We start from the raw sequence: 25,338 nt of genomic DNA, 5'->3' as shown, positions 1-25,338 counted from the left end.
GTGCGGCTCAGCGTGGACAATCTGGCCTGCCGCCGCTCCGGCCGCCGCATCTTCTCCAACCTGTCCTTCGCCCTCGGACCCGGCGATGCCCTGGCGATCACCGGGCGGAACGGTGCGGGCAAATCGAGCCTGCTCGCCATCCTGTCGGGCCGGTTGCGGGCCGATGCCGGGCGGATCGCCGTCGCCGAGGTCGGGGAAGCGAGCCTGCCCGAATGCCTGCATGCCGTCGGCCATCGCGACGGATTGAAGAGTGCCCTCACGGCGGGCGAGAACCTCCTGTTCGCGCAACGGCTCCTGGGTGCGCCGCGCCTGGATCCGCGCGACGCGCTGGAGCGGCTCGGCCTCGGTCACGCCCACGATCTGCCGGTGGCCTATCTCTCCGCGGGACAGCGGCGGCGTGTGGCCCTGGCGCGGCTCCTCGTCTGCGCCCGGCCGCTCTGGCTCCTGGACGAGCCCACCGCAGCCCTCGATACGGCCTCGCAGGCGGTGCTCGCCGAACTGATGGAAGGACATCGGGCCGGGGGTGGCCTCGTGATCGCCGCCACCCACCAATCCCTCGGCCTCGCCGGCGCGGCGGAACTGCGCATCGAGGCTTCCGCCGCGGCGCCCTTGGCCGACGTCCCCGAGGATTGGGCATGATCCGCGCGGTCCTCGCCCTCATCGCCCGCGACCTGCGCCTCGCCGGCCGGGTCGGCGGCTCCGGTGCCCTGTCGCTGGTCTTCTTCCTGATGATCGTCGCCCTGGTGCCCTTCGCGCTCGGGCCGGACCTGAACCTACTGTCGCGGATCGGTCCCGCGATCCTGTGGCTGGCCGCGGTGCTGTCGACCCTGATCGGCCTCGACCGCCTGTTCCAGGCCGACGAGGAGGACGGTTCCCTCGACCTGATGACCGCCGCGCCGGTGCCCCTCGAACTGGTGGTGCTCGCCAAGGTGACGGCCCATTGGCTGACCACCGGCCTGCCGCTCGCGCTCGCCGCGCCGCTGTTCGGTCTGCTGGTGGCCCTCGACGGTACCGCCATGAGCGCTTCCGCGCTGACGCTGCTCGCCGGCACGCCGGCTCTCAGCTTCATCGGCGCGGTGGGCGCCGCGCTTACGGCCTCGATCCGGCGGGGCGGACTGATCCTCGCCGTGCTGGTTCTGCCGCTGATGATCCCGACGCTGATCTTCGGCGTCTCGGCCGCGCAGGCGGCGAGCGGGGGGACGGTGCCGTTCCTCGTGCCGCTGGCCGTGCTCGGAGCACTGACGTTGATCGCTGCCGTGGTCGGAACGCTGGCGGCGGCGGCGGCGCTGCGTTGGCCGGAATAGCCGAAGCTCTCTTGCGCAACGCGGCCAGCACTCATCGTTGCGCAAGCAGTGCCGGCTTCTTCGTTCCGATGTCTTCGGTCGGGCCGGTCGAATGCTGTCCGGGTCCTCGGCTGTGGCCGAAGCCGGCGACCGGATTTGGCTCCGGGCGCGTTGACGCGCGGCGCCCCCCTCACTATAGAAGCCGCTTCGCCGAGAGGCCGCGCTTTCGCGCGCGCTGCGTCTCGGCCATCGCCAGACAACCTGACGCGACGACCGATTTCCGGCCAAGCCGGCCCGTCGGCATCGCCCGACGAGAAACACGAGGACTTACATGGCCAACACAGCTTCGGCCAAGAAGATGACCCGCAAGATCGCCAAGCGCACGGCGATCAACCGCTCGCGCCGCTCGCGCATGCGGACCTTCGTCCGCAAGGTCGAGGAGGCCATCGCCACCGGCAACCAGCAGGACGCGCTCGCCGCCCTCCGCGCTGCCGAGCCCGAGATGATGCGCGCCGCCCAGCACGGCATCGTTCACAAGAACAACGCCTCGCGGAAGGTCTCGCGCCTCGCCGCCCGCGTGAAGGCGCTGGCCGCCTAACACCCACGCACCACCGAGACGGTTTCAAGCCCGGCCTTCGTGCCGGGCTTTTTCGTGCGCGCTGTCCGGGCGCGATGGCTCGATGCCGGCTGCGTGCGCCCGCCGAAACCGTTAACCCTATCCAAGAATCAACGCGATTGCAGAGTCCGGAAACGGCGTGTAGCTTAACAGAAACTGACACCGGGCAAGCAAAACACGACGATTTCGGGACTCAAGCGAATCAATCTGATTCGCCAAGACTCTAGCGCCCGTGTTCAGCCGTGCCGGGAACACTTCCGAATGGGAATCCACGCCGTCCCCACAAGTCCCACTGTTAAAGGAACCGTAGGTAATTGTTGATAGGCTCTCCCAATCGGCAAAAGTTCCTCGCGGTGGGGTTGACTCCGTCCAGGGGACTCTGTCCCGCCGGTTCTTGCGGGACGCTGAGGGCGTAAATCGTGCGTACGCGCGGACTGCGGACTTCCGCGGGCCGCGTCGGGAGAGCCAGTGATGCGTGTCGACGGAACGGTGGCGAGTGACGACGACGGGGGCCGCAGCGGCGGCGGCACTGTGGATTACGGGTCTGCCTGGGCCCGGGTGAAGCGTCGGCTGCGGGCCGAACTCGGCGAGGATGTGTTCGCGAGCTGGTTCGCCCGCCTCGAGCTGGAGGCCGTCGCCGGCGGAACGGCCCGGCTGACCGTCCCGACCCGCTTCCTCAAGAGCTGGATCGAGTCGCATTACCTCGACCGCGTCCTGAACACGTTCAAGGCCGAGGTCGAGGAGATCGCGCGGATCGAGGTCGGCGTCCGCGGCACCGGGGCCCCGGCCCGTCCTGTCGCCGCCGGCGTCGCCAAGCCGGGCCCGGCCAGCGGTCCGCTCGCCCGCCTTCACGCCACGAGCGCGCCGATCCCGATCGCCGCCGTTGCGCCCGCAGCCGAGGCGCGCAATGCCGACGCCGGAGGCGACCTCAGCGGCACGCCCCTCGACGCGCGGCTGACCTTCGCGAGCTTCGTCATCGGGCGCTCCAATGCCCTGGCGCATGCCGCCGCCGAGCGGGTCGCCAACCACCAGGGGGAGGGCGCCCTCTACAATCCGCTCTATCTTCATGCCGGCGTCGGGCTGGGCAAGACCCACTTGCTGCACGGCATCGGCCACGCCGCCCGCGAGGCCGGCCGCCGGGTGATCTACCTGACCGCCGACCGGTTCATGTACGGCTTCGTCAATGCCCTGAAGACCCAGTCGGCGCTCGCCTACAAGGAGCGCCTGCGGGGCATCGACCTTCTGATCCTCGACGACGTCCAGTTCATCCAGGGCAAGTCGATCCAGGCCGAGTTCGGCCACACGATCAACGCGCTCATCGATGCCGGCCGCCAGGTCGTGGTCGCGTCCGACCGGCCGCCGACCGAGCTTGAGGCTCTGGACGAGCGCGTGCGCTCGCGCCTGGGCGGCGGCCTCGTCGTCGAGATCACCGCCCTCGACGAAGCCCTGCGGGTCTCGATCCTGTCGGCGCGGCTTTCCGCGGTCCGGGCCGCACATCCGGGCTTCGACGTCTCGCCCCAGGTGGCAACCTACGTGGCGCGGGCAATCACCGCCAACGGCCGCGACCTCGAAGGTGCGGTGAACCGCCTGCTGGCCCACGCGACGCTCACGGGCACCGCCGTGACGATGGAGACCGCCGAGAGCGCGATCCGCGACCTCGTGAAGAATCGCGAGCCGAAGCGCATCAAGATCGAGGACATCCAGAAGCTGGTCGCCTCGCGCTACAACGTCTCACGGTCCGACATCCTGTCGGAACGGCGCACCGCCGCGGTGGTGAAGCCGCGTCAAATCGCCATGTATCTGTCGAAGGTCCTGACCCTGCGCTCCCTGCCGGAGATCGGCCGCCGCTTCGGTGGCCGCGACCACACCACGGTGCTGCACGCCGTGCGCAAGATCGAGAAGCAGATCGGCGAAGACGCGGTGCTCGGCGATGAAGTCGAGCTCCTGAAGCGGATGCTTCAGGACTAGTCGAACCTGCATGACGTCCCGGACGAACCTGCTCTCGACCGAGCAGATTCGCTCCGGATCGGCCGCGGGACCGTCCCCCGTGGCCTGATCGGGAAGGCGTCCGGACCAGCAGCGCCCCATCAGACCCCGATGCCACGCGCCCTCTGCCGGTCCCTCCCTCCAGGACTGGCCGGGGGCGCGCGCCCCGTGGCAGACTGGCGCGAATGGAGACGGCCCTGTAAGGCCGCGTCGTCGACCGGCGACAATCAACGCCCCGGGGAGTGCTGATGACGGACGCCTTCATCTACGACCACGTTCGCACGCCGCGCGGTCGCGGCAAGGCGGACGGCGCCCTCCACGAAGTGACCGCGCTCCGGCTGGCCGAGACGGCGCTGCGCGCCCTCAAGGTCCGCAACGGGCTCGACATGGCCCTCGTCGACGACGTGATCCTGGGCTGCGTCGATCCGGTCGGGGAGGCGGGCGGCGACATCGCCCGGGCCGCGGCCCTGGTGGCCGATTACGGCGCGCATGTTCCGGGTGTGCAGATCAACCGTTTCTGCGCCTCGGGCCTCGACGCGGTGAACTTCGCCGCCGCACAGGTCATGAGCGGTCAGCACGAGATGGCGGTGGGCGGCGGCGTGGAATCGATGAGCCGCATCGGCATCGGCGCCTCGGGCGGCGCCTGGCCGGTGGATCCGGCGATCGCCATCAAGTCCTATTTCATGCCGCAGGGAATCTCGGCCGACCTGATCGCGACCAAGTACGGCTTCACCCGCGACGCGTGCGACGCCTACGCGGTCCGCTCGCAGGCGCGCGCGGCGAAGTCCTGGGAAGACGGCCTGTTCGACCGGTCCGTCGTTCCGGTCCGCGACGTGAACGGCATCACCCTGCTCGACCGCGACGAACACATGCGCCCGGGCACCGACATGCAGTCGCTGGCCGCCCTGAAGGCATCGTTCGTGCAGATGGGCCAGATGGGCGGCTTCGACGCCGTGGCGACGGACGCGCATCCGGACGTGGAGAGCGTGGATCACGTCCATCATGCCGGCAACTCCTCCGGCATCGTCGACGGTGCGGCCGCCGTGCTGATCGGCTCCCGGGCGGCCGGCGAGGCCGCGGGCCTGCGCCCGCGCGGCCGGATCCGGGCCTTCGCCAATATCGGCTCGGACCCGGCCCTGATGCTCACCGGGCCGGTGGACGTCACCCGCAAGATCCTGGCGAAGACTGGCCTGAGCCTGTCGGATATCGACCTGTTCGAGGTCAACGAGGCTTTCGCGGCGGTGGTCCTGCGCTTCTGCCAAGCCTTCGACCTCGATCCGGAGGCCGTCAACGTGAACGGCGGCGCCATCGCCCTCGGCCACCCTCTGGGCGCCACCGGAGCGATGATCCTCGGCACGGCCCTCGACGAGCTGGAGCGGACCGGCAAGGAGCGGGCGCTGATCACCCTGTGCATCGGCGCCGGCATGGGAACCGCCACCATCATCGAGCGGGTGTGAGCCATCGCGTGCACGGGAGCGGCGTGCCGCCGCTCCCCAAAGTCCGGTAACGCTGCTAGAGGCGCGGTCGACGCTCGGCCCGTCTCTGGGCCGGACGATAAAACAACGGGAGACAAGCCCTTGAACCGCCTGTTTGCGACGCTCTGTCTGGGCGTCACCCTGAGCCTGCCGGTCGCTGCGCGCGCCGATGATGCGGCGGACCGCGTGGCCGCGGCCACCACCCTCGTCAACAAGACCCTGATCAAGAACCTTCAGACCGGGTTCAACGTCGCCCTCGAGAAGACCGTGGCGGCAATGCCGGAGGCGCGCGCCGAGGCCGTGCGCAAGGAACTCCTGACCGAGTTCGACAAGCAGCGCGCCCTCATGGTCGAGGGGCTGTCGAAGGACTACGCCGAGAAATTCAGCCTCACCGAACTGAAGCATCTCGATGAGATCTACTCGGACCCGACATACCTCAAGTTCCAGACAATGAACGCCGATCCGAACTCCTCGGTGACCGCGATCTCGCAGAACTCCGTCACCAAGCTGCTGAATATGCTGGCGGTGGCCGCGGCGACCGACAACACACCCAAGCCCGGCGCGGCGCCGATGCCGCCCGTGCCGCCGGCCGCGGCGCCCGCTCCGGCTCCGAAATAGCCGATGGGAGGCCGCGCGCGTGAGGCCGATCTCAGGCGGCGCGCGCGGCTGTCACGGGCGCGAAGCCCGCGACCGGGGGGAGCGCTTTCAGAAGGGGCTTGGCGAAGTGGTAGCCTTGCACGAGCGTGATCCCGATACTGCGCAGGGCGGAGAGTTCGGCAGCGGTCTCGACGCCCTCGGCGAGCACCGTCACGCCGAGGGCGCGGGCGATGCCGACCACACCCGACACGATGGCGTACCGTCCGGCGTCGCCGTCGAGGCCGCGCAGAACGTCCATGTCGATCTTGATCAGATCGGGACGGAAGTTGGCGAGCAGGCTCAGCCCCGCGAAGCCGGCGCCGAAATCGTCGAGGGCCGTCAGAAATCCCTGCTTCCGATAGGCGGCGACGATGTCCTTCACGTGCCCGATGTCCCGGAAGCGTTCCTGCTCGGTGAACTCGAACATGATGCGTTGATGGGCGAAATCGATGCGTCGCGCGGCCTCCAGCGAGGCGCGGATGCAGGCATTCGGCTCATAGACCGCGTTCGGCATGAAGTTGATCGAGAGACGCGTGGTGCTGTCGCGGGGAAACAGCGCCCCGGCGAGCTCGATCGCCTTGACGCGGGCGGCCTGATCGAACTGGTATCGCGTTTCGTCGGTCACCTGGTCGAGGATCGTATAGGCGGATTCCCCGTTCGGGCCGCGCACCAGCGCCTCGTAGGCCCAGACGGAGTCGTCTGCGAGATCGAGGATCGGCTGGAACGCCATCGTGAAATCGAAGTCGAGCGTGGTGCCGGCGCGACAGGCGCGGCAGCCGGAGTCCTTCGTCATGTGCAGCTTTCGGTTCTTCTCGCCGACGCCGCCACCATGAGCGTCGGCGCTCAACACAACCTTAATGCAAGCTCGCCGGTGGATCATTGGCGCAACCCAGGGAGGACGGCACCGTGACGCTGACCGATTTCCGCTTCGAGACCGATGCCGACGGCATCGCCCTGGCGACCTGGGATATGCCCGGCCGCTCGATGAACGTGATCACCGAGGGGGTGATGGACCAGCTCGAGCAGATCATCGAGCGGGTTGCCTCCGATCCGGCCCTGAAGGGCTGCGTCATCGCCACCGGCAAGGACAATTTTTCCGGCGGTGCCGACCTCACCATGCTCCAGGGACTCGGTCGGGCCTACGAGCAGCTCAAGGCCGAGCAGGGCGAAGAGGTGGCGATGCGCCACTTCTTCGAGGCGTCCCGGCGCCTGTCGCTGCTGTTCCGGCGGCTGGAGACCTGCGGGAAGCCCTTCGCGGCGGCGATCCAGGGCCTGTGCCTGGGCGGCGCCTTCGAGCTGGCTTTGTCCTGCCACCACCGGATCGCCTCCGACGACGGGAAGACCCGGGTCGGCCTGCCGGAGATCAAGGTCGGCCTGTTCCCGGGCGGCGGCGGCACGCAGCGCGTCGCCCGCCTGATGCAGACCGGCGACGCCCTCCAGATGCTGTTCAAGGGCGAGCAGATCCGCGCGCCCATGGCCAAGGGCATGGGGCTGATCCACGCGGTGGCGCCCCAGGCCGAGATCGTCGAGCGCGCCAAGGCCTGGATCCGTGAGGGCGGCTCGGCGGTGGCGCCCTGGGATGTGCCGAAGTTCAAGGCCCCGTCCGGAAAGGTCTACTCCCCCGCCGGCATGATGATCTGGCCGCCGGCCAACGCCATCTACCGCCGCGAGACCCACGACAATTACCCGGCCGCCAAGGCGATCCTGACCTCCGTCTACGAGGGTCTGCAGCTGCCGATGGACCTCGCCCTGCGGGTCGAGAGCCGATACTTCGCCCACATCCTGCGCTCCACCGAGGCGGCGGCGATGATCCGCACGCTGTTCATCTCCATGGGCGAGCTGAACAAGGGCGCGCGGCGACCGAAGGACGTGCCGGCCGCCAACCTGCGCCGGGTCGGCGTGATCGGAGCCGGCTTCATGGGCGCGGGCGTGGCCTACGTCACCGCGCAGGCGGGCCTCGAGGTGGTGCTCGTCGACCAGTCGGTCGAGGCCGCCGAGAAGGGCAAGGCCTACGCCCACACCCTCATCACCGGCCAGATCAACAAGGGCCGCGCCAAGACCGCCGATCGCGACGCGCTTCTCGGCCGCATCCAGGCTACGGCCGATTACGGCGCGCTCGCCGATTGCGACCTCGTGATCGAGGCGGTGTTCGAGGATCCGCAGGTGAAGGCCGAGGTGATCCAGAAGGTCGAGGCGGTGATCCGCCCCGACGCGATCTTCGCCTCCAACACCTCGACCCTGCCGATCACCGGGCTGGCCAGGACCTCGCAGCGGCCGGCGCAATTCGTCGGCATCCACTTCTTCTCCCCCGTGGAGAAGATGATGCTCGTCGAGATCATCAAGGGCGAGGCGACCGGGGATGCGGCGCTCGCCGCGGCCCTCGATTACGTGCGCCTGATCAAGAAGACCCCGATCGTCGTGAACGATGCCCGCGGCTTCTTCGCCAACCGCTGCGTCGGCGCCTACATCCTCGAAGGGCACAAGATGCTCGCCGAGGGCGTTCCGCCGGCCATGATCGAGAGCGCCGGCCGGCAGGCGGGCATGCCGGTCGGGCCGCTGTCGCTCAACGACGAGGTCGCCCTCGACCTCGTGCTCAAGATCGCCAAGGCCACCGAGGCGCAGGTGGGGCAGGGCGCCGTGGACCCGGCGCAGAAGGCGATCCTGTCCGAGATGGTCGAGAAGCAGGGCCGGCTCGGTCGCAAGAACCGCAAGGGCTTCTACGACTACCCCGAAGGCGCGCCCAAGCGTCTCTGGCCCGGCCTGAAGGACCTGCAGCCGAACCGCCTCGACCCGGACGCCGTCGACTTCACCGAGCTGAAGCAGCGGCTTCTGGTGGTGCAGGCGCTGGAGGCCGCACGCACCGTCGGCGAGGGCGTGGTCACCGACCCGCGCGAGGCCGATGTCGGCTCGATCCTCGGGTTCGGCTTCGCGCCGTTCACCGGAGGGGCCTTGTCGTACATCGACTTCATGGGTGCGGCGGCCTTTGTCGACCTCGCGCGGACGCTCGAGGCCAAGCACGGCCCCCGGTTCCGGGCACCCGATAACCTGACAGCGATGGCCGCGCGCGGCGGCACCTTCTACGCGGGCGCCGAGAAGCGCGCCGCCTAAGACGGAGGTGCCGGACGCCCGATCGCGGCGTCCGGCAGCTGAGCGAGTTCCTCAAGCAGCACCGCCCGCGCGCAGGCGCCGAAAGCCCGCATCAGCCGTCCACGGGCATGGTCGGGCGGGAACAGCAGGGCGAAATGCACCGGGAGGGCGGGGGCGAAGGGACGGATCGCGATCGGCGAGATCTTCGCCTCCTCGTAGGCGGCCAGCGGGTTCATCACGCTGACCCCGAGCCCGGCCGAGACGAGGGTGCAGATCGATGCACCGAGGCCGGCCTCGGCGGTGATGGTCAGGGTAATCCCGGCCGCTGCGAAGATCGCCTCGGTCCGGTTGCGCAGGGCGCTCCCGAGCGAGGAGGCGACGAAGGGTACGCCGAAAAAATCCGCAGGGGTTAGAAGAGCCTGCGCGGCAAGGGGATGGTCCTGCGGCAGGACGGCGACGCAGGCACGCGTCTCGACATGTTCGCGATGCGCGTCCGGGCCGTCGCCGTACAGCATCGTCAGCGCGGCGTCGCAGAAGCCGGTGGCGAGCCAGTGGTTCACGGTCTCGTCGTCGCCGGAATGGATCGCCACGATCACGTCCGGATGCGCGGCGCGGAAGCGCACGACCGCCCGCGCCAGGAGCCCGCCCGCCAGCCGCGGCATCGCGGCCACCCGCAACCGCTCCGCCCCGAAGGCGCGGATCCGTGCGGCCGCGGATTCGAGGCTGGTCAGCCCCACGAAGGCGCGCTCGACCTCCGCGTGGAACCGCGTGCCGTCGAGGGACGGCACGACCCGGCTCCCGCTCCGATCGAACAGGGGCAGGCCGGTGATCGCCTCCAGCTGGGCGATCAGCCGGCTCACCTGCGGCTGCGAGGTGTGGAGCCGGCGGCTCGCCTCGGTCATGGACCCGGTGGCCACAACGGCCCGGAAGGCCTCGATGTGCCGGAAGGTCATGCGCCGCTCGGCCATATCAGATCCGTATGCTCGGCAGGTGAATCGGCATTGGACGCCCGCGCGCGGCCGCTCCTAGGATCGCACGGCAAAGCTTCGAGCCGACTCCCTGGCGGACGGCCCGGCGCTGAACCGGTTCAGACATAGCGAGGGGGTTCGGATCGTGTCGAGGACGCTGCCGCTTCTGTTGGCCACTCTGTGCTGGGCCGGGCTCGCCGCGCCGTCGGCCGCGGAGGGGCGCCTCGACAAGATCCGCACGACTGGACAGATCAGCCTCGGCTTCCCGGACGCGTCGCCGCCCTTCGGCTTCCTCGACCAGAACGCCAAGCCGGTGGGCTATTCGCTGGAGATATGCGAGCACGTCGCGCAGAAGCTCAAGGCCGCCCTCGGCCTGCCGAAGCTCGAGGTGCGCCACGTGCCGGTGATGTCGGCGACCCGGATCCCGCTCATCAACAACGGCACGATCGACCTGGAATGCGGCACCGCCAGCAACCTGCCCGAGCGGCACAAGCTGGTCTCCTTCGCGCCGACCACCTTCGTCGCGCAGGTGGTGCTGGTGGCCAAGAAGGATACGCCGGTGGATGTGGACGACATCGCCTCGTTCCGCGGCAAGGCCATCTCGGCGCAGGCCGGCGGCGAGACCCAGCGCGTCGCCACCCGGATCAACGTCCGCGACAAGCTCGACATCCAGGTGATGCCGGCCAAGGACACCGCGGAGGTGTTCCTGCTCCTCGAGACCGGCCGCGCGGCGGGCGCCATCAACGACGACGCCCTGGCCCACGCCACGGTGGCCGGCGCCAAGCGGCCGGCGGATTACAAGATCGGCACCAAGGGCCTGGAATTCGCGCCCTACGGGATCCTGGAGCCGAAGGACGACCCAGCCTTCAAGGCAGCGGTCGACAAGGCGGTGATCGAGCTGATTCAGGACGGCACCGTTGCCCGCCTCTACGGCAGGTATTTCGAGCAGCCGATCCCGCCGAAGGGTATAAACCTGGAGTTGCCGATGAGCGACGTGCTCAAGCGGGCCCTGGCTCACCCGACCGATTCCGGCGACGAGGCCGCGTACCGATAGGGTGGCCGGCGAGTCCGAGATGCGAGACGATCTGACCCATACGGCGGACGCACCGTCCGTCGTCGACCTGCGAAGCGACACCGTCACGCGGCCGACCGAGGCGATGTACGCGCGGATGCGGACGGCACCGCTGGGCGATGACGGGCTCGATGCCGACCCGACCGCCCGCGCGCTGGAGGAGACCGCCGCCGCCATGCTCGGCAAGGCGGCCGGCCTGTTCGTGCCGAGCTGCACGATGGGCAATCTGCTGGCGATCCTCGCCCAGGTCCAGCGCAGCGAGCAGATCCTGCTCGAAGCCCAGGCCCACATGCTCAACACCGAGCGCGGCGCCGCGACCCTGACCGGTGCCTTCCTGTACGGGGTCGCCGGCACGGACGGCGCCATGGACCTCGACCGGCTGGAGGACGCCCTCAGCCCGAATGCCAGCCCGCTCCGGACGGCCATGATCGCGCTGGAGACCTCCCACAACGCCGCCGGGGGCACCGTGCTGCCGCCGGCCCATATGGCGGCGGTGGCGGATCTCGCCCGGGCGCGCGGCATCCCGGTCCATCTCGATGGGGCGCGCCTGTTCAATGCGGCGACGCATCTCGGCGTCGCGCCGGCGGATCTCGCCGTGCATGTCGACACGGTGTCGCTGTGCCTGTCCAAGGGCCTGAGCGCCCCGGTGGGCGCCGTGCTGGCGGGCGACGGGCCGGTCATCGCGGCGGCGCGGCGCCTGCGGAAGATGATCGGCGGGACGCAGCGGCAGGTGGGGATCATGGCCGCGGCCGGCCTCGAGGCGATCACCGTCATGGGGGCGCGCCTCGCCGAGGATCACGACCGAGCCCGACAGCTGAGCGAGGGGCTGAACGCCCTGCGGCCGCGCCTCTCGGCGACCATGCCGCAGACCAACATCGTGCAGGTCGATCTCGGCCGGACCGGGCGGGATAGCGCGCGCTGGATCACGGATCTCGACGCGCTCGGGATTCGCACGCGTCCCCTCGGCGGGCAGCGGCTTCGGCTCGTCACGCACCGCCACATCGCGGCGGTCGATATCGACCGCGCCGTGGCGGCCTTCCGCACCTGCCTCGACGCGGCTTGAGCGGACTCAGGCCGCGCCCGCGACCCGCGTCTTCGCGCCGAGCATCCGGGCGAGGAGGACGACGTCGCCGGCATTGTCCGAGAGCAGGTCGGTGACGTCGCCGACCTCCAGCGCTTTCACGTGGCGGCAGCGCATGCCGTAGCGGCCGGCGGTGCAGGTGCAGCGCAGCTCCGGGCCGCCCGGCCGCTCCTCCAGGCTGACGTGGTAGCGGTTGCCGGTCGAGCCCCGCATGGCGAATCGCAAAGCCGCCGGCTCGTTGGGGAACGCCGCCAGGGCCCGGCCGCTGATCGTCCCCGGGCTGCGACGCGGTCCTGCCGGGCCGCCGACCGCCCGCGTGACCGGCAGGCCGAGCGCGGCCGCGAGGGCATGCACGTCCGCGACCGCCCGCTCGCGCATCGCGGCCAGGGCGATCTCCGCGCAGGCATAGGCGTCCTCGCCGGCATCGTGATGCTCGAAGCGGATACCGAGGCGCCGCGCCACCTTGCCGAGCCCGCATCCCTCCGGCGCCGGGAAGACCCGGCGCGCCACCTGGACCGTGCAGAGATACGCGAGATCGGGAACCGCCAGGCCCGCCCGCGTCAGGCCGGCCCGCAGGACGCCGATATCGAAGCTCGCATTGTGCGCCAGGATCAGCCCGCGCCCGAGATCGCCGAGATAGGGCGCCATCACGGTGGCGAAATCCGGCTTGTCGGCGACGTCGGCCGGCAGGATCCCGTGAACCCGGATGTTGCCCGGCGCGAAGCGCATCTCGGGGGGCCGGATCAGATGGCTCTCCCGGCGGACGACCCGACCCTGCGCGATCCAGGCGAGCCCCACCGCGCAGGCGCTGTCACGCCGCTCGTTGGCCGTCTCGAAGTCGAGGGCCAGGACCGTCATCCAGGGTCAACCATGCCGGGTGGGAGTTCTCGGGGTGTTCCGCGCGAGGTCTAGGCCGCCCGGATCCGGGCTTCAACCCTGCGCCACCATCGCCAGCCAATCGTCCTCCGACACGACCTGGACGCCGTGCTTCTGGGCGTCCTTCAGCTTCGAGCCGGCTCCCGGGCCGGCCACGACGAGGTCGGTCTTGGCCGAGACCGAGCCGGACACCTTGGCGCCGAGGCGCTCGGCCACCGCCTTGGCCTCGTTGCGGGTCATCTTCTCCAGGCTGCCGGTGAAGACCACGGTCTTCCCCGCGAAGGCGGAGGCCGAGGCGGGCCGCTCCATCGGCTCGACCGCGACCGCGTCGAGCAGAGCCGCGACGGCATCGGCGTTGTGCGGCTCGGAGAAGAACAGGAGCAGGGCATCGGTCGCTACCGGGCCGATCTCCCCGTCATCGGCGAAGACCCGGTAGGCATCCCCGGGACGCTGCGCCGCCGCGCGCGCGATCGCCGCACGCACCGCGTCGACGTCGCCGTAATGGGCAAGGAGGTTCTCGCGCTGGACCGCGCTCAGGCGCGCCCGCTCCTTGGCCGGCGCGGCGTCGTCCTCCGGGAAGCCAAGATCGAGCAGCCGGTCGCGGGTGGTGCCTCCGACGCGCGGGACGGCGGTGAGTTCGACCCAATCCGGTCCGGGCTGCGCCGCCGAGGCCTCCTGGATCGCCGCGATGAGCGTCGGCATGTCGGTGAAACGCTTGGCCAGCGCCTTGGCGGTCGCCTCGCCGATCTGCGGAATGCCGAGGGCGAAGAGCAGGCGATTCATCGGCACGGCCCGTCGTGCCTCGACGGCGGCGAGCAGGTTCTTGATCGCCTTGTCGTCGTCCTCGCCCTTCTTCTTGGCGGCTTTCTTGGGTGGCTCGGCCGTTGCCGAGTCCGCGCGCCGCTCGGCCGAGAGCGCCTCCCGTCGCGCCACGATGGCGGCCTTGAGTTCCTCGAAATCGAGGCGGAACAGGTCGGCGGGCTGGCGCACGAGCCCGGCCTCGAACAGGACCTCGATATAGGTCTCGCCGAACCCCTCGATGTCGAAGCCGTTGCGCGACACGAAGTGCTTCATGCGCTCGACGCCCTGCGCCGGGCAGATCAGGCCGCCGGTGCAGCGGCGCACCGCGTCGGGGCGGCCGGTGCGCGGATTGATGGCGCGGACGGCGCGGCTGCCGCAGGCCGGACAGGTCTCGGGAAACGCATAGGGCTGCGACCCGGCCGGACGCTTGGTGAGGTCGACATCCATGACCTTGGGGATCACGTCCCCGGCCCGCACCACCGTCACGGTGTCGCCGACGCGGATGTCGCGGGGCACGAGGATCGGCTGACCGTCGGCGCCGATTCCCTCCGCGATAGGCTCACGGATAAATTCGCCGTCCGCCCCGACGCCCCTCACATAGCCCTCGTTGTGGAGGGTGGCGTTGGAGACGACGACGCCGCCGACCGTCACGGGGCGCAGCTTCGCCAGCGGGTTCAGGGAGCCGGTGCGGCCGACATTGATGACGATGTCCTCCATTACCGTCGTGGCTTCCTGCGCGGCGAATTTGTGGGCGAGGGCCCAGCGCGGCGAGCGCGAGACGAAGCCGAGACGCTTCTGCAAGCCGAGGTCGTCGACCTTGTAGACGACGCCGTCGATGTCGTAGCCGAGCCCGGCCCGGTCCGCCTCGATGCGGCGGTAATGGGCGAGCATCGCCTCCGTGTCCGTGAAGGTCTCGGTGCGGGGATTCACCGGCAAGCCCCAGTCCGCGAAGCGCTGGAGGCTGCCGGATTGCGTCTCCGCGATGGGCGCCGACAGCTCGCCCCAGGCATAGGCGAAGAACCGGAGCGGACGGGACGCGGTGATCGCGGGATCGAGCTGGCGCAGGCTCCCGGCCGCGGCGTTGCGCGGATTGGCGAAGAGCGGCTTGCCGGCCGCTTCCTGCCGGGCGTTGATGGCGGCGAAATCGGCGTGGGACAGGTAGACCTCCCCGCGCACCTCGCAGATCTCCGGCCAGCCGGACCCCGCGAGCACCGCCGGGATGTCCTGCACCGTGCGGGCATTGGCCGTGACATTCTCCCCGACCTCGCCGTCGCCGCGGGTGGCCGCGGTGTCGAGCCGCCCGTTCACGTAGCGCAGCGACAGGGACAGGCCGTCGATCTTGGGCTCGGCCGTGAAGGCGAGGGGTGTCTCGTCGGGCCAGCCCAGGAAGCGGCGCACGCGCGCGACGAACTCGGCCACCTCCCCATCGTCGAAGGCATTTCCCAGCGAGAGCATGGGTACGGCGTGCCGCACCTTGGCGAACTTTTCCGAGGGCTTTGCGCCGACCGACGTGCTGGCCGCGCCGGTGCCGGCGAGATCCGGAAAGCGCGCCTCGATCTCCTCGAGGCGGCGGCGCAGCCGGTCGTACTCGGCGTCCGAGATCTCGGGCGCGTCCTCCTGGTAGTACAGCCGGTCGGCCTCCAGGAGCGCGTCCGACAGCCGCGCGTACTCGGCGCGCGCATCCTCGGCGGTGAGGTCGAGATCGAGCGGATCGGATTTCGTAACGGCCATGGCGGGGTTCTAACGCATCGGCGGCCAACGGGGAGTCGGCTGTGGCGCGCAGTCCCCTGTTCCCTCAAGCATGGGACTTGAGCAGGCCGCCGTCTCCCGCCATCCGGAACGCCGCCAGGAATGTTGCGGCGACGAGGACGGCGACCCCGTGCAGCGGCAGCAGGGGCGCCAGCCAGCCCGCGACGGCGGTGCCGGCGACCGAGCCCAGATTCATGGCGGCCATGTAGACTTCGAACTGCGTGGCCGCGCCCGGTCGGCCCCGGCTCGACTCGAGCAGGGCCGGCATCAGGGCGACGATCAGCAGGCCGGGCAGCACGCTGGTGAGCGCCAGGATCACCGGTCCCGCCGCCCCGATGAGGCCGGCGCCGATCAGGCTGCCGGCGAGCGCGAAGGTGACGGCGCTTCCCAGGAGCAGCACGCGCAAGGGCGCTGCTGCCCCCGCCCGATCCGACCAGAGACCCACCGCGACGGCGCCGGCCGTGCCGCTCGCCAGGGTCAGGATCGCCTGAAGGCGCGACAGGCCGGCGGCATCCCAGCCCTGACGCTGGAGCAGATCGATCGAGAAGGGCAGCTCGAACAGACCCAGGGCGGCGTCCAGGCCGAAGCACAAGGCGAGCAGACGCAGGGCACGCGGCCGCTGGAGCGCGACGACGGTCCGGCGCAGGAAGCGCCGGATCGGGACGCGGCGCGGTGCCGGTCCGCGGCGCTCGAGGGACAGGAACGCGTCGGTCGGCGCCTCGCGGATCAGCAGCATCGGCAGGCTCGCGAGGATCGCGGCGACGAGCAGCCAGCGGCTGCTCGCGGCGAATCCCCAGGTCGCCAGCATCCAGCCGAAGAGCCCGGCGCTGAGGCTGGTTCCCGCCACGAAGCCCGCGCGCGTGCAGGCGCTGACCCGGCCGAGCTCGTGCGCCGGGACATGGTCCATGATCATCCGGTCGCAGGCGGTGTCGAGCAGCGACGCGAACACGCTGTGAACGAGGAAGACCAGTCCCAAGGCACCGATGGCGTTGCTTCCGACGACGAGGAGGAGCGCGAGACTCGCGAGGCATCCGACGAGCGCTGCGACCGCGAAGGGCCGACGCCGGCCCATCCGCGTGTCGCCGGCCCGGTCCACCCAGGGTCCCCAGAGCAGGGGTTGCAACGTCCAGGGCAGTCCCGCCAGGGCGAAGTGAACGCCGACCTCGGCCGACGAAACGCCCTGCGCCGCCAGATGGTTGGCGAGGGCGGTGAGCGAGAAGCCCGCGATGAGGCCCTGGTAGAGATAGGTGGCGAAGAACACCCCGTAGCGGACCCTTCGCCGGTGCAGGCTCGGCTTATCCGAGGGGGCGCTGCCGAAACCCGCGGCAATCGGGGTCATCGCGCACGCCGCTCCTTGCGGGAGGCGGGCTTGTTTCCGATGCTGCTCATACCGCCCTCACCGGATCCCCGCCCGTGCCGTTTCGCCCTGCCGACGCTAGCGCCAGCTCTCCGCCCCTGCGAGGCGTCGCGTGAGCGCGGCTCGGGTCTGGATCGTCGATCTCGGGCTTTCTCCGGACCGGCTCCATCGCTGCGACGCCGTACTCGACGGCGCGGAGCGCCTGCGCGCGGACCGGTTCCTGCGGCCGGCGGATCGGGCGCGCTTCGTCGCCAGCCATGCGGCGCTCCGAACGGTGCTCGCCGACGTGCTCGGTCTCCCGCCGGCCGAAGTGGAGATCACGGCCGGCCCCGGCGGCAAGCCGGAGCTCGCGAGTGCGGCGCGAGGCGCCTGGCAGTTCAACCTGTCGCATTCCGGAGCGCGGGCGGTGATCGGCATCGCGCGCGACATGCCCATCGGTGTCGATGTCGAGGCCGTCCGGCCGATCGTGGACGCGCTGCGGATCGCGCGGGCGCATTTCGCCGCCGACGAGGTGTCAGCCCTGTCCCGAGCATCCCGGAGCACGGTCGAGCGTGCCTTCTTCGGTCTGTGGACCCGCAAGGAAGCCGTGGTGAAGGCGCTCGGCAGCGGCCTGTCGCTGCCCCTCGACCGGTTCAGCGTCACCGTTCCGCCTGAAGCCCCGCGTCTCCTCCGGGCGGTCGGCGACGGATCCTGGACACTGGACGGCCCGTGGAGTCTCGCGGATCTCGATTGCGGCGCGGACCATCTCGCCACGGTTGCGGTGCGCTCGGCCGCGGTGGCGATCACGAGCCACCGGCTCTCCGACGATTGGCCCGAACATCTCGGCTGAAAAGGCGCAACACCGCGCTTGCGGTGGGGGAAAGGCGCGGCTATACACCCGCTCGCCGGCCTTGGCGGAGACGCGGGACGGCCTTCGGAGTGTAGCGCAGTCTGGTAGCGCACCACGTTCGGGACGTGGGGGTCGCAGGTTCAAATCCTGCCACTCCGACCAAAACTTAGCAGAGACCGGAATGGCTGCCCCGACAGCTATCCCGACAGAAACCCTCTCTGCGGATGCCCTTAGAACCCTCCGCACCTCTCCGCGTCCGACAGCTCGCCGCGGTCCGTGCTTGCCTGCTCTACCCGCAAGGGCTGCGGCACGAGGCTTACCCGTCGGCGATGCCGGTCCTGCTCAAGCTGGGGCTGGTGGTGTCACAATCCGCCCAGGGCCAGGGCCGTGAAATCTCAGCATGGTTCATCACTGAGGCTGGGCGTGCGCACCCCGCGGAGATCGACGGCGCGCTGACAGGGCGCCGTAGGTTGTAGCGATACTGCCACAGACGCTTACCGTAGGTTGTGGTACCTCCGTTTTCGGAGGAAGCCATGACAAACGGCGCAGAAGCAATAATCAGCGCGGTCGCGGCTCTAAAAGAGCTGTTAAAGATAAATGGGCTTAGCGACAAATTCTATATAGAGTTCGATGACAATCTGTCCGGCCGCTCGCTGCATTCGTTCATCGTCAATGGCCTCGGCATAGCCAGCGATCCCAGCGTTTGGCCGCAGGGCGCCCCAGAGTACAAATTCCTGTGCCGCGATCAGATTGATGTCCTGGGTGCGCGGATTCGATGGCCGATTCAAAGCACGCCGGGCGGGTAGCAGCAGAGGAACCCGGACGGAGCGCGTATCACTCCTGCCTATCGCACGGGACCTCAAACGGCGTTAGGGCGTCGCGCGCGTGCTGCCGCCAGATATGGCGCTGGACCCAGTTACAGGCCGCCAACGGCTTGATCGTCATGGCTCGTTTTGATCTCGGCCCGCACCGGGGTCGAGACCCGCCTCGTCGGGCTCGGGCCCGTGACGTGGAAACGGCGCCATGGGCACGCTCGCCACCAAGAGCGCGATCATCTCGGAATACGAGCTCAAGAGAATCGCGGGCGGCTCACCCGTGATTTGCTGCCACCGCGTAACGAAGACATTCGTCGGAAGATCGGCGACCGCTTCCGCCGCCGTCGCGAGGGGGTCTTTCTCAGGCGGCGCGGAGGAGACCATGCGCCTCCAACGGCCTCGATCAGGATTTGGCCTTCGCCTCCGTCCAGGATGGTGAATCGAAGGTTTTTCGATCTGAGACGGGTCTGGGTGCCGCGACGAAGCGGTCAGTCGCGGTGGAGGCGGCGTGATGGCTCCGCGCATGCCCGTGTCCCTGGTCGAGCAAACCCACGGGGATGCGCCGTCGCCCGGTGTCGCCGGCTGCGACGCGGGCGGCGGAATGGCGTATGGAGCCCGCCGATGGACGCGCCGTCTCACCGCCCGATCGACCACTCTTCAGCATGGAGCGGCTTCGCCGGCACCTTCGTCGTGGCCGCCGCAATCATGGGCCTGACGGCGATCGGCCTCGTGGCCGCAATCGACCCCTACGGATTGCGGGCCGCGCCCGGTCGTCCGCCGGGACCGATCATGGACACCAATCAGCGGCTCTCCTACCCGCAGATCGCCCGCGGCGGTCCGTTCGACGCGGCGGTCTTCGGGACCTCGACCGCACGTCTGCTCGACCCGGTCGCGCTGGACGCGGCCTTCGGCGTGCGGTTCGCCAATCTGGCTATGAATGCCGCCACCCCCGATGAGCAGACCCGCCTCGCCGGATTGTTCCTGGCACGCAGGCCGATCCGCGCGGTCCTGTTCGGCCTCGACGCCACGTGGTGCGCCGCCGATCCGCCGGCCCGAACCGCGAACGCCTTTCCGGACTGGCTCTACGCGGACGGAGCGCCGGGGGACGTGTTGCGGCAGATGAGCTTGCGCTCGGTCACGACGGCCGTCGGAGCCGGGTTCGCAGATCTCGGGCTGGCACGGGCGAGGATCCGCGGCGACGGCTATGCGGTGTTCACGCCATCGGATGTGCGCTACGACCTCGACCGCGCGCGGGCGCATATCCGAGCGGGGGCCGTCGAGTCATCCGCCGCCGACGCACCGGGCGCCCCGATGCCGGCCCTCGCCCATCTCGACGATCTGCTCGGCCGCGTACCGGGGGAGGCGCTGAAGATCGTGGCGTTCATGCCGGTCCATGCGGCAGCGCAGGGAGCGCCGGATTCGGCAGCGGGCCGGCGCGAGGCGGCTTGCAAGGCGCGCACCGCGATGATCGGGAAACGCCGCGGCGCCGTCGTGGTGGATTTCCGCCGGATCTCGCCGCTCACGACCGAGGACGCGAATTACTGGGACGCGCTCCATTACCGTTTGCCCGTGGCGGCGCGCCTCGTCTCGGATCTGAAGGCCGCCGTCGCGACGGGCCAAGACGATCCGGACGGAGTCTACCGCGTGCTGGCACATCCCTGAGATATGCGGTCAGGCGGCGGCGCGCTCGGACCGAGCCCAACCCGCGCGGGTGCTGGTGCAGTAATCCGCGTAGCGGCCGTCCCGGATCGCCGCGCGGGCGCCGGCCATCAGGTCCTGGTAATAGGCGAGGTTGTTCCAGGTCAGGAGCATCATCCCGAGGATCTCGTTCGACCGAACGAGGTGATGCAGATAGGCGCGGGAGTAATCCCGGGCCGCCGGACAGGTCGAAGCCTCGTCGAGCGGCGCGGTGTCCTCGGCGTGGCGGGCATTGCGCAGGTTGACCCGTCCGTGGCGCGTATAGGCGAGGCCGTGCCGGCCGGCGCGGGTCGGCATCACGCAGTCGAACATGTCGATGCCGCGGGCGACCGCGCCCAGGATGTCGTCCGGCGTACCGACGCCCATCAGGTACCGGGGCTTCGCCGCCGGCAGATGCGGCTCCACGGTCTCGATCATGGCGAACATGACCTCCTGGGGCTCGCCCACGGCGAGGCCGCCCACCGCGTAGCCCTTGAGATCGAGATCCGTCAGCGCGCGCGCGCTCTCGACGCGCAGGGCCGGCACGTCGCCGCCCTGGACGATGCCGAACATGGCCCGCCCGGGCTGCTCGCCGAACGCGACGCGGCAGCGCTCGGCCCAGCGCAGGGACAGACGCATGGCCTTCTCGATGGCCGCATGGTCGGCCGGCAGGCGCACGCATTCATCGAGCTGCATCTGGATGTCCGAGCCGAGCAGACCCTGGATCTCGATGGAGCGCTCCGGGCTCATGTGGTGGGCGGTGCCGTCGATATGCGAGCGGAAGGTCACGCCCTGCTCGTCGATCTTCCGCAGGGCGGAGAGGGACATCACCTGGAAGCCGCCGGAATCCGTCAGGATCGGCCGATCCCAGTTCATGAAGCGGTGCAGGCCGCCGAGCCGGGCCATGCGCTCCGGGCCGGGCCGCAGCATCAGGTGATAGGTGTTGCCCAGCACCACGTCGGCGCCGAGGTCGCGGACCTGATCGGGATACATCGCCTTGACGGTCGCTGCGGTGCCCACCGGCATGAAGGCCGGTGTGCGGATCGTGCCGCGCGGCGTCGTGATGACGCCGGTTCGGGCGGTGTCGTCCTGCGCCAGCAGGTTGAATCCGAAGGGAACGCTGTCGGTCATGGGATGTCCGCGCGCGGGCCCGGGAAGAGCAGGCTGGCGTCGCCGTAGGAGTAGAACCGGTATCCCGCCTCGATCGCGTGCGCGTAGGCCGCGCGCATCGTCTCCAGTCCGGAGAAGGCCGAGACCAGCATGAACAGCGTCGAGCGCGGCAAGTGGAAGTTGGTCACGAGCGCGTCGACCGCGCGGAACCGATAGCCCGGCGTGATGAAGATCTCGGTCGGCCCCGAGAAGGGCGCGAGCGTTCCGTCCGGGCCGGCGGCGCTCTCCAGAAGGCGCAGCGCCGTGGTGCCCACCGCGACGATCCGGCCCCCCGCGGCCCGCGCCGCGTTCAGGGCGTCGGCCGTGGCTGCGTCGAGGATGCCGATCTCCGCATGCATGCGGTGTGCGTCGGTATCCTCGGCCTTGACCGGCAGGAAGGTCCCGGCGCCAACATGCAGCGTGACGTGGTGGCGCCGTAGACCGGCGGCATCGAGATCGGACAGCAGCGCCTCGGAGAAGTGCAGGCCCGCCGTCGGCGCCGCGACCGCTCCCGGATGCCGGGCGTAGACCGTCTGGTAGTCGGTGGTGTCCCGGGTATCCGTGGCGCGCTTGCCCGCGATGTAGGGCGGCAGCGGCAGGGCGCCCTCGGCGGCGATGGCGGCGTCGAGCTCGGGCCCGGACCGGTCGAAGGCCAGGACGATCTCGCCGGCCTCGGCCTTCTCGATGACGTTGGCGCCCAGTGCGCCGAAGCGCAGTGCATCGCCCGGAGCGAGTCGTTTCGCCGGCCGGGCGAAGGCGCGCCAGCGATCCGGGGCTTCGCGCAGGTGAAGCAACACCTCCGTGCGCTGGCCCGGGGCGCCGGGACGCGTGCGGACACCGTTCAGCCGCGCGGGGATCACCTTCGTGTCGTTGAAGACCAGGGCATCGCCCGCCCTGAGGGCGCCGGGAAGGTCGCGCACGGTCCGGTCGGCCGGCGGCAGGCCGGGATGCACCACGAGCAATCGCCCGGCATCGCGCGGCTCGGCCGGGCGCAGGGCGATGCTGGTTTCCGGCAGGTCGAAATCGAAGAGGTCTACGCGCATCGCCGGCTGCCTGCACCGAACGGCACGCGGTTTCAACCGCGGAACCGCCGGGGAGTGCGCCCGTTTCCGCGTCACCGAGACGCGAGGTCCTCGATCCATGCCCTGGTACGCCGTTCGCCCCCGTGATGACGCCGACCCCCGCTGGCCGCTGCCCGGCACAGCCGAGATCGTGCTGAAGGCCGAGGATCCCGAAGCCGCGCGCGCGAAGTTCGAATCGGCCTATCCGAGCCAGCCCTTCGGCAGCCCCGGCGTCCCCGTTCCGGATACCGGTGCCGGCAGCTTCCGCGGCGATCCGGACGCGCTGGTCGTCGCCGAGACGGGCGAGCCGTCGGCGTCGCGGGATCGCCCCGCGTGACGACCCGCGTGCCCCCCCGGTCCATCACCCTGGACGGCCAGCTCCTCGGCTATTGGGAGCGTGAGGCCGCCCGGCTGGAGACCCTGGCCGCCGCGACGCGCTTCGCTTGGCAGCGTCGGCGCTATCTCCGCAAGGCCGAGGTCGCCCACGCCAAGGCGGAGCTGAGCCGACGGCGCGAGGTTGCCCGGGGCCGCGAGACCCCGTCGGAGACATAGCCGCGGCTAACACGTTTTCGACGGTCTCGAACCTTTGCCGTGGCCTTGGCCGCGGCGGGTGCCGTATGGGCGCGGCGTCACCCCAACGGCGCAATCCATGGACCGCACCCAGAAAGCCGCCCTCTTCAGCGCGGGCATCGGCCTCGCCGTTACGGCGCTGAAATTCTACGCCGCGTGGCTCACGGGCAGCCTTGCCCTGTACTCCGACGCGCTGGAGAGCATCATCAACGTGGTCGCGGCCGTGGGCGCCTTCGTGGCCCTGCGGGTCGCCGCGCGTCCGGCCGACGAGGACCATCCCTACGGACACCACAAGGCCGAGTTCTTTTCCGCGGTGATCGAGGGCGCGCTGATCGTGGTGGCTGCGCTGCTGATCCTGCGCGAATCCTATTCCGGGCTGCTCGCTCCGGAGCCCCTCGACGCGCCCCTGATCGGCCTCGCGATCAACTTCGGGGCCGGAATCATCAACGCCGCCTGGGCGGTGGCACTCATGCGGTGGGGCAAGCGCTGGCGTTCGCCAGCTCTGATCGCCGATGCGCGTCACGTCTTCGCCGACGTGGTCACGTCCTGCGGCGTCCTTGCCGGTGTCGGCGCCGTCATCCTGACCGGGTACCCGGTCCTCGACCCCGTCGTGGCCGGGCTCGTGGCGCTCAACATCCTCTGGTCCGGCTTCCGCATGGTCCGGGAATCGGTGGACGGCCTGATGGATCGGGCCGCCCCGGCCGAGATGGTGAGCCAGATCCGGTCGCTCATCTCGCAGCACGGTGAAGGCGCGCTGGAGGCGCACGACGTGCGCACCCGCTCCGCCGGTCAGGCCACCTTCATCGATTTCCACCTCGTCGTCCCCGGGGCCATGACCGTCGAGGATTCCCACGCCATCTGCGACCGGCTGGAGTCCGCCTTGGAGACGACGATTCCCGGCGCCGTGGTGACCATCCATGTCGAGCCCGGCGAGGAGGCCAAGGCCCGGGGATTGCCCGTGCTGTAGGACCGTCAGCTCCAGGCGTGGAGCGGCGGATTCACGCCGTTCAGGGCGTGGTTGCCCACGATCGCGTATTTCCAGCGGACCGGATCGTGCAGCGTGTGCGTGCGGGCGTTCCGCCAGTGCCGGTCGAGGTTCTCCGCCGCCAGGGTCGAGCGGGTGCCCGACAGCTCGAAGAGCTTGTTTGACGCCGCCAAGGCCACCTCGGTGGTGAGCACCTTTGCCTCGGCCACGGCGATCTGTGCCGCGGCGACCGCCTCGGCATCGGGTCGCGCTACGGCCGCGTCGAGGACGAGCCCGGCCCGGTCGAGCAGCGCTTCGGCGGCGTGCTGCCGGATGGTCAGATCGCCGATCGCGTGGATCGTGTAGGGATCGTCCGAGGCCCGTTCCAGCCCGCTATCGATCCAGGGGCGGGCCTTGTCGCGAACGAAGCGAATCGTGTCGTCCAGGGCCTCGCGGCCGATCCCGGCATCGACGGCCGCCTGGATAATCTGGAACACCGCGCCGTCGGCGGTGGGCGCCTCGTAGCCCTTCCAGGCGGGGACGAGATGGCTCTTGGGAACCCGCACGTCCTCGATCAGCACGGTTCCGCTGGCCGTACCGCGCTGGCCGAAGCTCGACCAGTCGTCGATTACCGTCAGGCCGGGCGCGTCCCGCTCGGCGATGGCGTACCAAGCACGCCCGTCTCCATCGAGCGCCACGATCGGCACGAGATGCGCGAGAAGGGCGCCCGTGGCGTAGGATTTCTGGCCCCGCACGACGACGTGGTCGCCGTCATCGGTGAAGCGTGTGTCGAAATCGGCCGCCCGCTTGGTGCCGCGCTCCGAGAAGGCGTTGCCGAACCGCGTTCCGCGCAACACCTCCGAGAAGAGCAGGTGCTTCTGCGCTTCGTCCGACACAGTCCGGATGGCAGCCAGGATGCCGAGATGGTTCTGGGCGATCTGCGCGATCGATGGATCGGCAGCCGCAAGGATGGCGATCACCTGGGCCAGGGTCCGGTACGAGACCTCCGGGCCGCCATACGCCCGCGGCACGTTGATCGACCAGAGGCCGCTCTGAGAGAAGGCGTCGAGTTCCGCCAGCGGTCGTGCGGCGTGGCGGTCCCGCTCCGAGGCGCCGCCCCGGAACGCGGCAGCCAGCCGCTGGGCGACGGCCAGCGCCTCGGCATCGTCACGGATCACATGGGCGGGGGAGGGCGGTCGCGCGGGGCCGGGAGCGCCCTGACGGCGCTCCGGCGCGAGCGTGCGCGCATCGACGGCGATGTTCATGGCTCACTCCAGTCAGGCAGG

At 70.1% G+C, this 25,338-nt stretch carries 23 protein-coding genes and 1 tRNA gene; 16 read left to right on the top strand and 8 right to left on the bottom strand.

What is annotated here, in order from left to right; all coding sequences use genetic code 11:
- The 6 genes from ccmA to A3862_RS02260 all read left to right on the top strand — a co-directional run bounded on the left by ccmA (position 1) and on the right by A3862_RS02260 (position 5,978).
- A complete protein-coding gene (ccmA, locus tag A3862_RS02285) occupies positions 1-639 on the top strand; it encodes a heme ABC exporter ATP-binding protein CcmA (RefSeq protein WP_043760561.1) in 639 nt (212 codons plus the stop codon).
- On the top strand, positions 636-1,304 hold the full coding sequence (gene ccmB / locus A3862_RS02280; RefSeq protein WP_043760563.1) for a heme exporter protein CcmB: 669 nt from the start codon (positions 636-638) through the stop codon (positions 1,302-1,304). The genes ccmA and ccmB overlap by 4 nt, the downstream gene beginning before the upstream one ends.
- Before the next feature lie 310 nt (positions 1,305-1,614).
- Positions 1,615-1,881: a 30S ribosomal protein S20 gene (gene rpsT / locus A3862_RS02275; RefSeq protein WP_007561677.1), complete on the top strand. Its 267-nt coding sequence runs from the start codon at positions 1,615-1,617 to the stop codon at positions 1,879-1,881.
- A gap of 489 nt (positions 1,882-2,370) precedes the next feature.
- Positions 2,371-3,867 carry a chromosomal replication initiator protein DnaA gene (gene dnaA / locus A3862_RS02270; RefSeq protein WP_043346098.1) on the top strand — a complete coding sequence of 499 codons (1,497 nt, stop codon included), beginning with the start codon at positions 2,371-2,373 and terminating at the stop codon, positions 3,865-3,867.
- 266 nt (positions 3,868-4,133) lie between these two features.
- A complete protein-coding gene (locus A3862_RS02265) occupies positions 4,134-5,342 on the top strand; it encodes an acetyl-CoA C-acetyltransferase (protein WP_043754837.1) in 1,209 nt (402 codons plus the stop codon).
- Between the two features lie 120 nt (positions 5,343-5,462).
- Entirely contained in the window at positions 5,463-5,978 is a 516-nt protein-coding gene (locus A3862_RS02260) for a hypothetical protein (protein WP_043346096.1), read from the top strand.
- Between the two features lie 31 nt (positions 5,979-6,009).
- On the opposite strand, the gene A3862_RS02255 is transcribed toward A3862_RS02260, so the two are convergent.
- A complete protein-coding gene (locus tag A3862_RS02255) occupies positions 6,010-6,789 on the bottom strand; it encodes an EAL domain-containing protein (RefSeq protein ID WP_043346107.1) in 780 nt (259 codons plus the stop codon).
- Between the two features lie 113 nt (positions 6,790-6,902).
- Between A3862_RS02255 and A3862_RS02250 the strand changes: the two genes are divergently transcribed.
- Positions 6,903-9,104, top strand: coding sequence for a 3-hydroxyacyl-CoA dehydrogenase NAD-binding domain-containing protein (locus tag A3862_RS02250; protein WP_111473177.1), 2,202 nt, complete (start codon positions 6,903-6,905; stop codon positions 9,102-9,104).
- Here the strand turns inward: A3862_RS02250 and A3862_RS02245 are convergent.
- Positions 9,101-10,036 carry a LysR substrate-binding domain-containing protein gene (locus A3862_RS02245; protein ID WP_236961665.1) on the bottom strand — a complete coding sequence of 312 codons (936 nt, stop codon included), beginning with the start codon at positions 10,034-10,036 and terminating at the stop codon, positions 9,101-9,103. The two genes, A3862_RS02250 and A3862_RS02245, sit on opposite strands and share 4 nt — an antisense overlap.
- A 160-nt stretch (positions 10,037-10,196) precedes the next feature.
- Between A3862_RS02245 and A3862_RS02240 the strand changes: the two genes are divergently transcribed.
- Positions 10,197-11,105, top strand: coding sequence for an amino acid ABC transporter substrate-binding protein (locus A3862_RS02240; RefSeq protein WP_085987610.1), 909 nt, complete (start codon positions 10,197-10,199; stop codon positions 11,103-11,105).
- Positions 11,106-11,124: 19 nt separating this feature from the next.
- Positions 11,125-12,186 carry a threonine aldolase family protein gene (locus A3862_RS02235; protein WP_043760565.1) on the top strand — a complete coding sequence of 354 codons (1,062 nt, stop codon included), beginning with the start codon at positions 11,125-11,127 and terminating at the stop codon, positions 12,184-12,186.
- Between the two features lie 6 nt (positions 12,187-12,192).
- Here the strand turns inward: A3862_RS02235 and A3862_RS02230 are convergent, their stop codons facing one another.
- From A3862_RS02230 to A3862_RS02220, 3 genes are all read right to left on the bottom strand, one after another.
- Positions 12,193-13,062: a 3'-5' exonuclease gene (locus A3862_RS02230; RefSeq protein WP_043754845.1), complete on the bottom strand. Its 870-nt coding sequence runs from the start codon at positions 13,060-13,062 to the stop codon at positions 12,193-12,195.
- A 72-nt stretch (positions 13,063-13,134) separates the two neighbouring features.
- Complete coding sequence (gene ligA / locus A3862_RS02225) at positions 13,135-15,612, bottom strand: NAD-dependent DNA ligase LigA (RefSeq protein WP_043754848.1); 2,478 nt, start codon at positions 15,610-15,612, stop codon at positions 13,135-13,137.
- A gap of 64 nt (positions 15,613-15,676) precedes the next feature.
- Positions 15,677-16,969 carry an MFS transporter gene (locus A3862_RS02220; protein WP_043348536.1) on the bottom strand — a complete coding sequence of 431 codons (1,293 nt, stop codon included), beginning with the start codon at positions 16,967-16,969 and terminating at the stop codon, positions 15,677-15,679.
- Positions 16,970-17,099: 130 nt separating this feature from the next.
- On the opposite strand from A3862_RS02220, the gene A3862_RS02215 reads away from it, so the two are divergent.
- From A3862_RS02215 to A3862_RS02195, 4 genes are all read left to right on the top strand, one after another.
- On the top strand, positions 17,100-17,816 hold the full coding sequence (locus A3862_RS02215) for a 4'-phosphopantetheinyl transferase family protein (RefSeq protein WP_043348533.1): 717 nt from the start codon (positions 17,100-17,102) through the stop codon (positions 17,814-17,816).
- Between the two features lie 85 nt (positions 17,817-17,901).
- A tRNA-Pro gene (locus tag A3862_RS02210) sits at positions 17,902-17,978 on the top strand.
- Between the two features lie 371 nt (positions 17,979-18,349).
- Positions 18,350-18,622, top strand: a complete 273-nt coding sequence (locus tag A3862_RS30965) for a hypothetical protein (RefSeq protein WP_124262915.1) — start codon at positions 18,350-18,352, stop codon at positions 18,620-18,622.
- A gap of 630 nt (positions 18,623-19,252) precedes the next feature.
- A complete protein-coding gene (locus tag A3862_RS02195; protein WP_043754854.1) occupies positions 19,253-20,293 on the top strand; it encodes a hypothetical protein in 1,041 nt (346 codons plus the stop codon).
- Positions 20,294-20,302: 9 nt separating this feature from the next.
- Here A3862_RS02195 and tgt read toward each other — a convergent pair whose 3' ends face one another.
- Both tgt and queA read right to left on the bottom strand, forming a co-directional pair.
- On the bottom strand, positions 20,303-21,439 hold the full coding sequence (gene tgt, locus A3862_RS02190; protein ID WP_043754857.1) for a tRNA guanosine(34) transglycosylase Tgt: 1,137 nt from the start codon (positions 21,437-21,439) through the stop codon (positions 20,303-20,305).
- Positions 21,436-22,500, bottom strand: a complete 1,065-nt coding sequence (queA, locus tag A3862_RS02185) for a tRNA preQ1(34) S-adenosylmethionine ribosyltransferase-isomerase QueA (protein ID WP_043754860.1) — start codon at positions 22,498-22,500, stop codon at positions 21,436-21,438. Before queA ends, tgt begins: the two co-directional genes overlap by 4 nt.
- Positions 22,501-22,597: 97 nt before the next feature.
- On the opposite strand from queA, the gene A3862_RS02180 reads away from it, so the two are divergent.
- The 3 genes from A3862_RS02180 to A3862_RS02170 all read left to right on the top strand — a co-directional run bounded on the left by A3862_RS02180 (position 22,598) and on the right by A3862_RS02170 (position 24,055).
- Positions 22,598-22,855, top strand: a complete 258-nt coding sequence (locus tag A3862_RS02180) for a hypothetical protein (protein WP_043754863.1) — start codon at positions 22,598-22,600, stop codon at positions 22,853-22,855.
- Positions 22,852-23,070, top strand: coding sequence for a hypothetical protein (locus tag A3862_RS02175; protein ID WP_043754866.1), 219 nt, complete (start codon positions 22,852-22,854; stop codon positions 23,068-23,070). Before A3862_RS02180 ends, A3862_RS02175 begins: the two co-directional genes overlap by 4 nt.
- 97 nt (positions 23,071-23,167) lie before the next feature.
- Positions 23,168-24,055 carry a cation diffusion facilitator family transporter gene (locus tag A3862_RS02170; protein ID WP_043348505.1) on the top strand — a complete coding sequence of 296 codons (888 nt, stop codon included), beginning with the start codon at positions 23,168-23,170 and terminating at the stop codon, positions 24,053-24,055.
- Positions 24,056-24,060: 5 nt separating this feature from the next.
- On the opposite strand, the gene A3862_RS02165 is transcribed toward A3862_RS02170, so the two are convergent.
- Positions 24,061-25,317: an SfnB family sulfur acquisition oxidoreductase gene (locus A3862_RS02165; RefSeq protein WP_111473176.1), complete on the bottom strand. Its 1,257-nt coding sequence runs from the start codon at positions 25,315-25,317 to the stop codon at positions 24,061-24,063.
- Between the last annotated feature and the right edge of the window lie 21 nt (positions 25,318-25,338).

This window comes from Methylobacterium sp. XJLW, from assembly GCF_003254375.1.
In the GTDB taxonomy this organism is placed as follows: Bacteria; Pseudomonadota; Alphaproteobacteria; order Rhizobiales; family Beijerinckiaceae; genus Methylobacterium; species Methylobacterium fujisawaense.
This window is presented reverse-complemented; position numbering and strand designations above follow the sequence as displayed.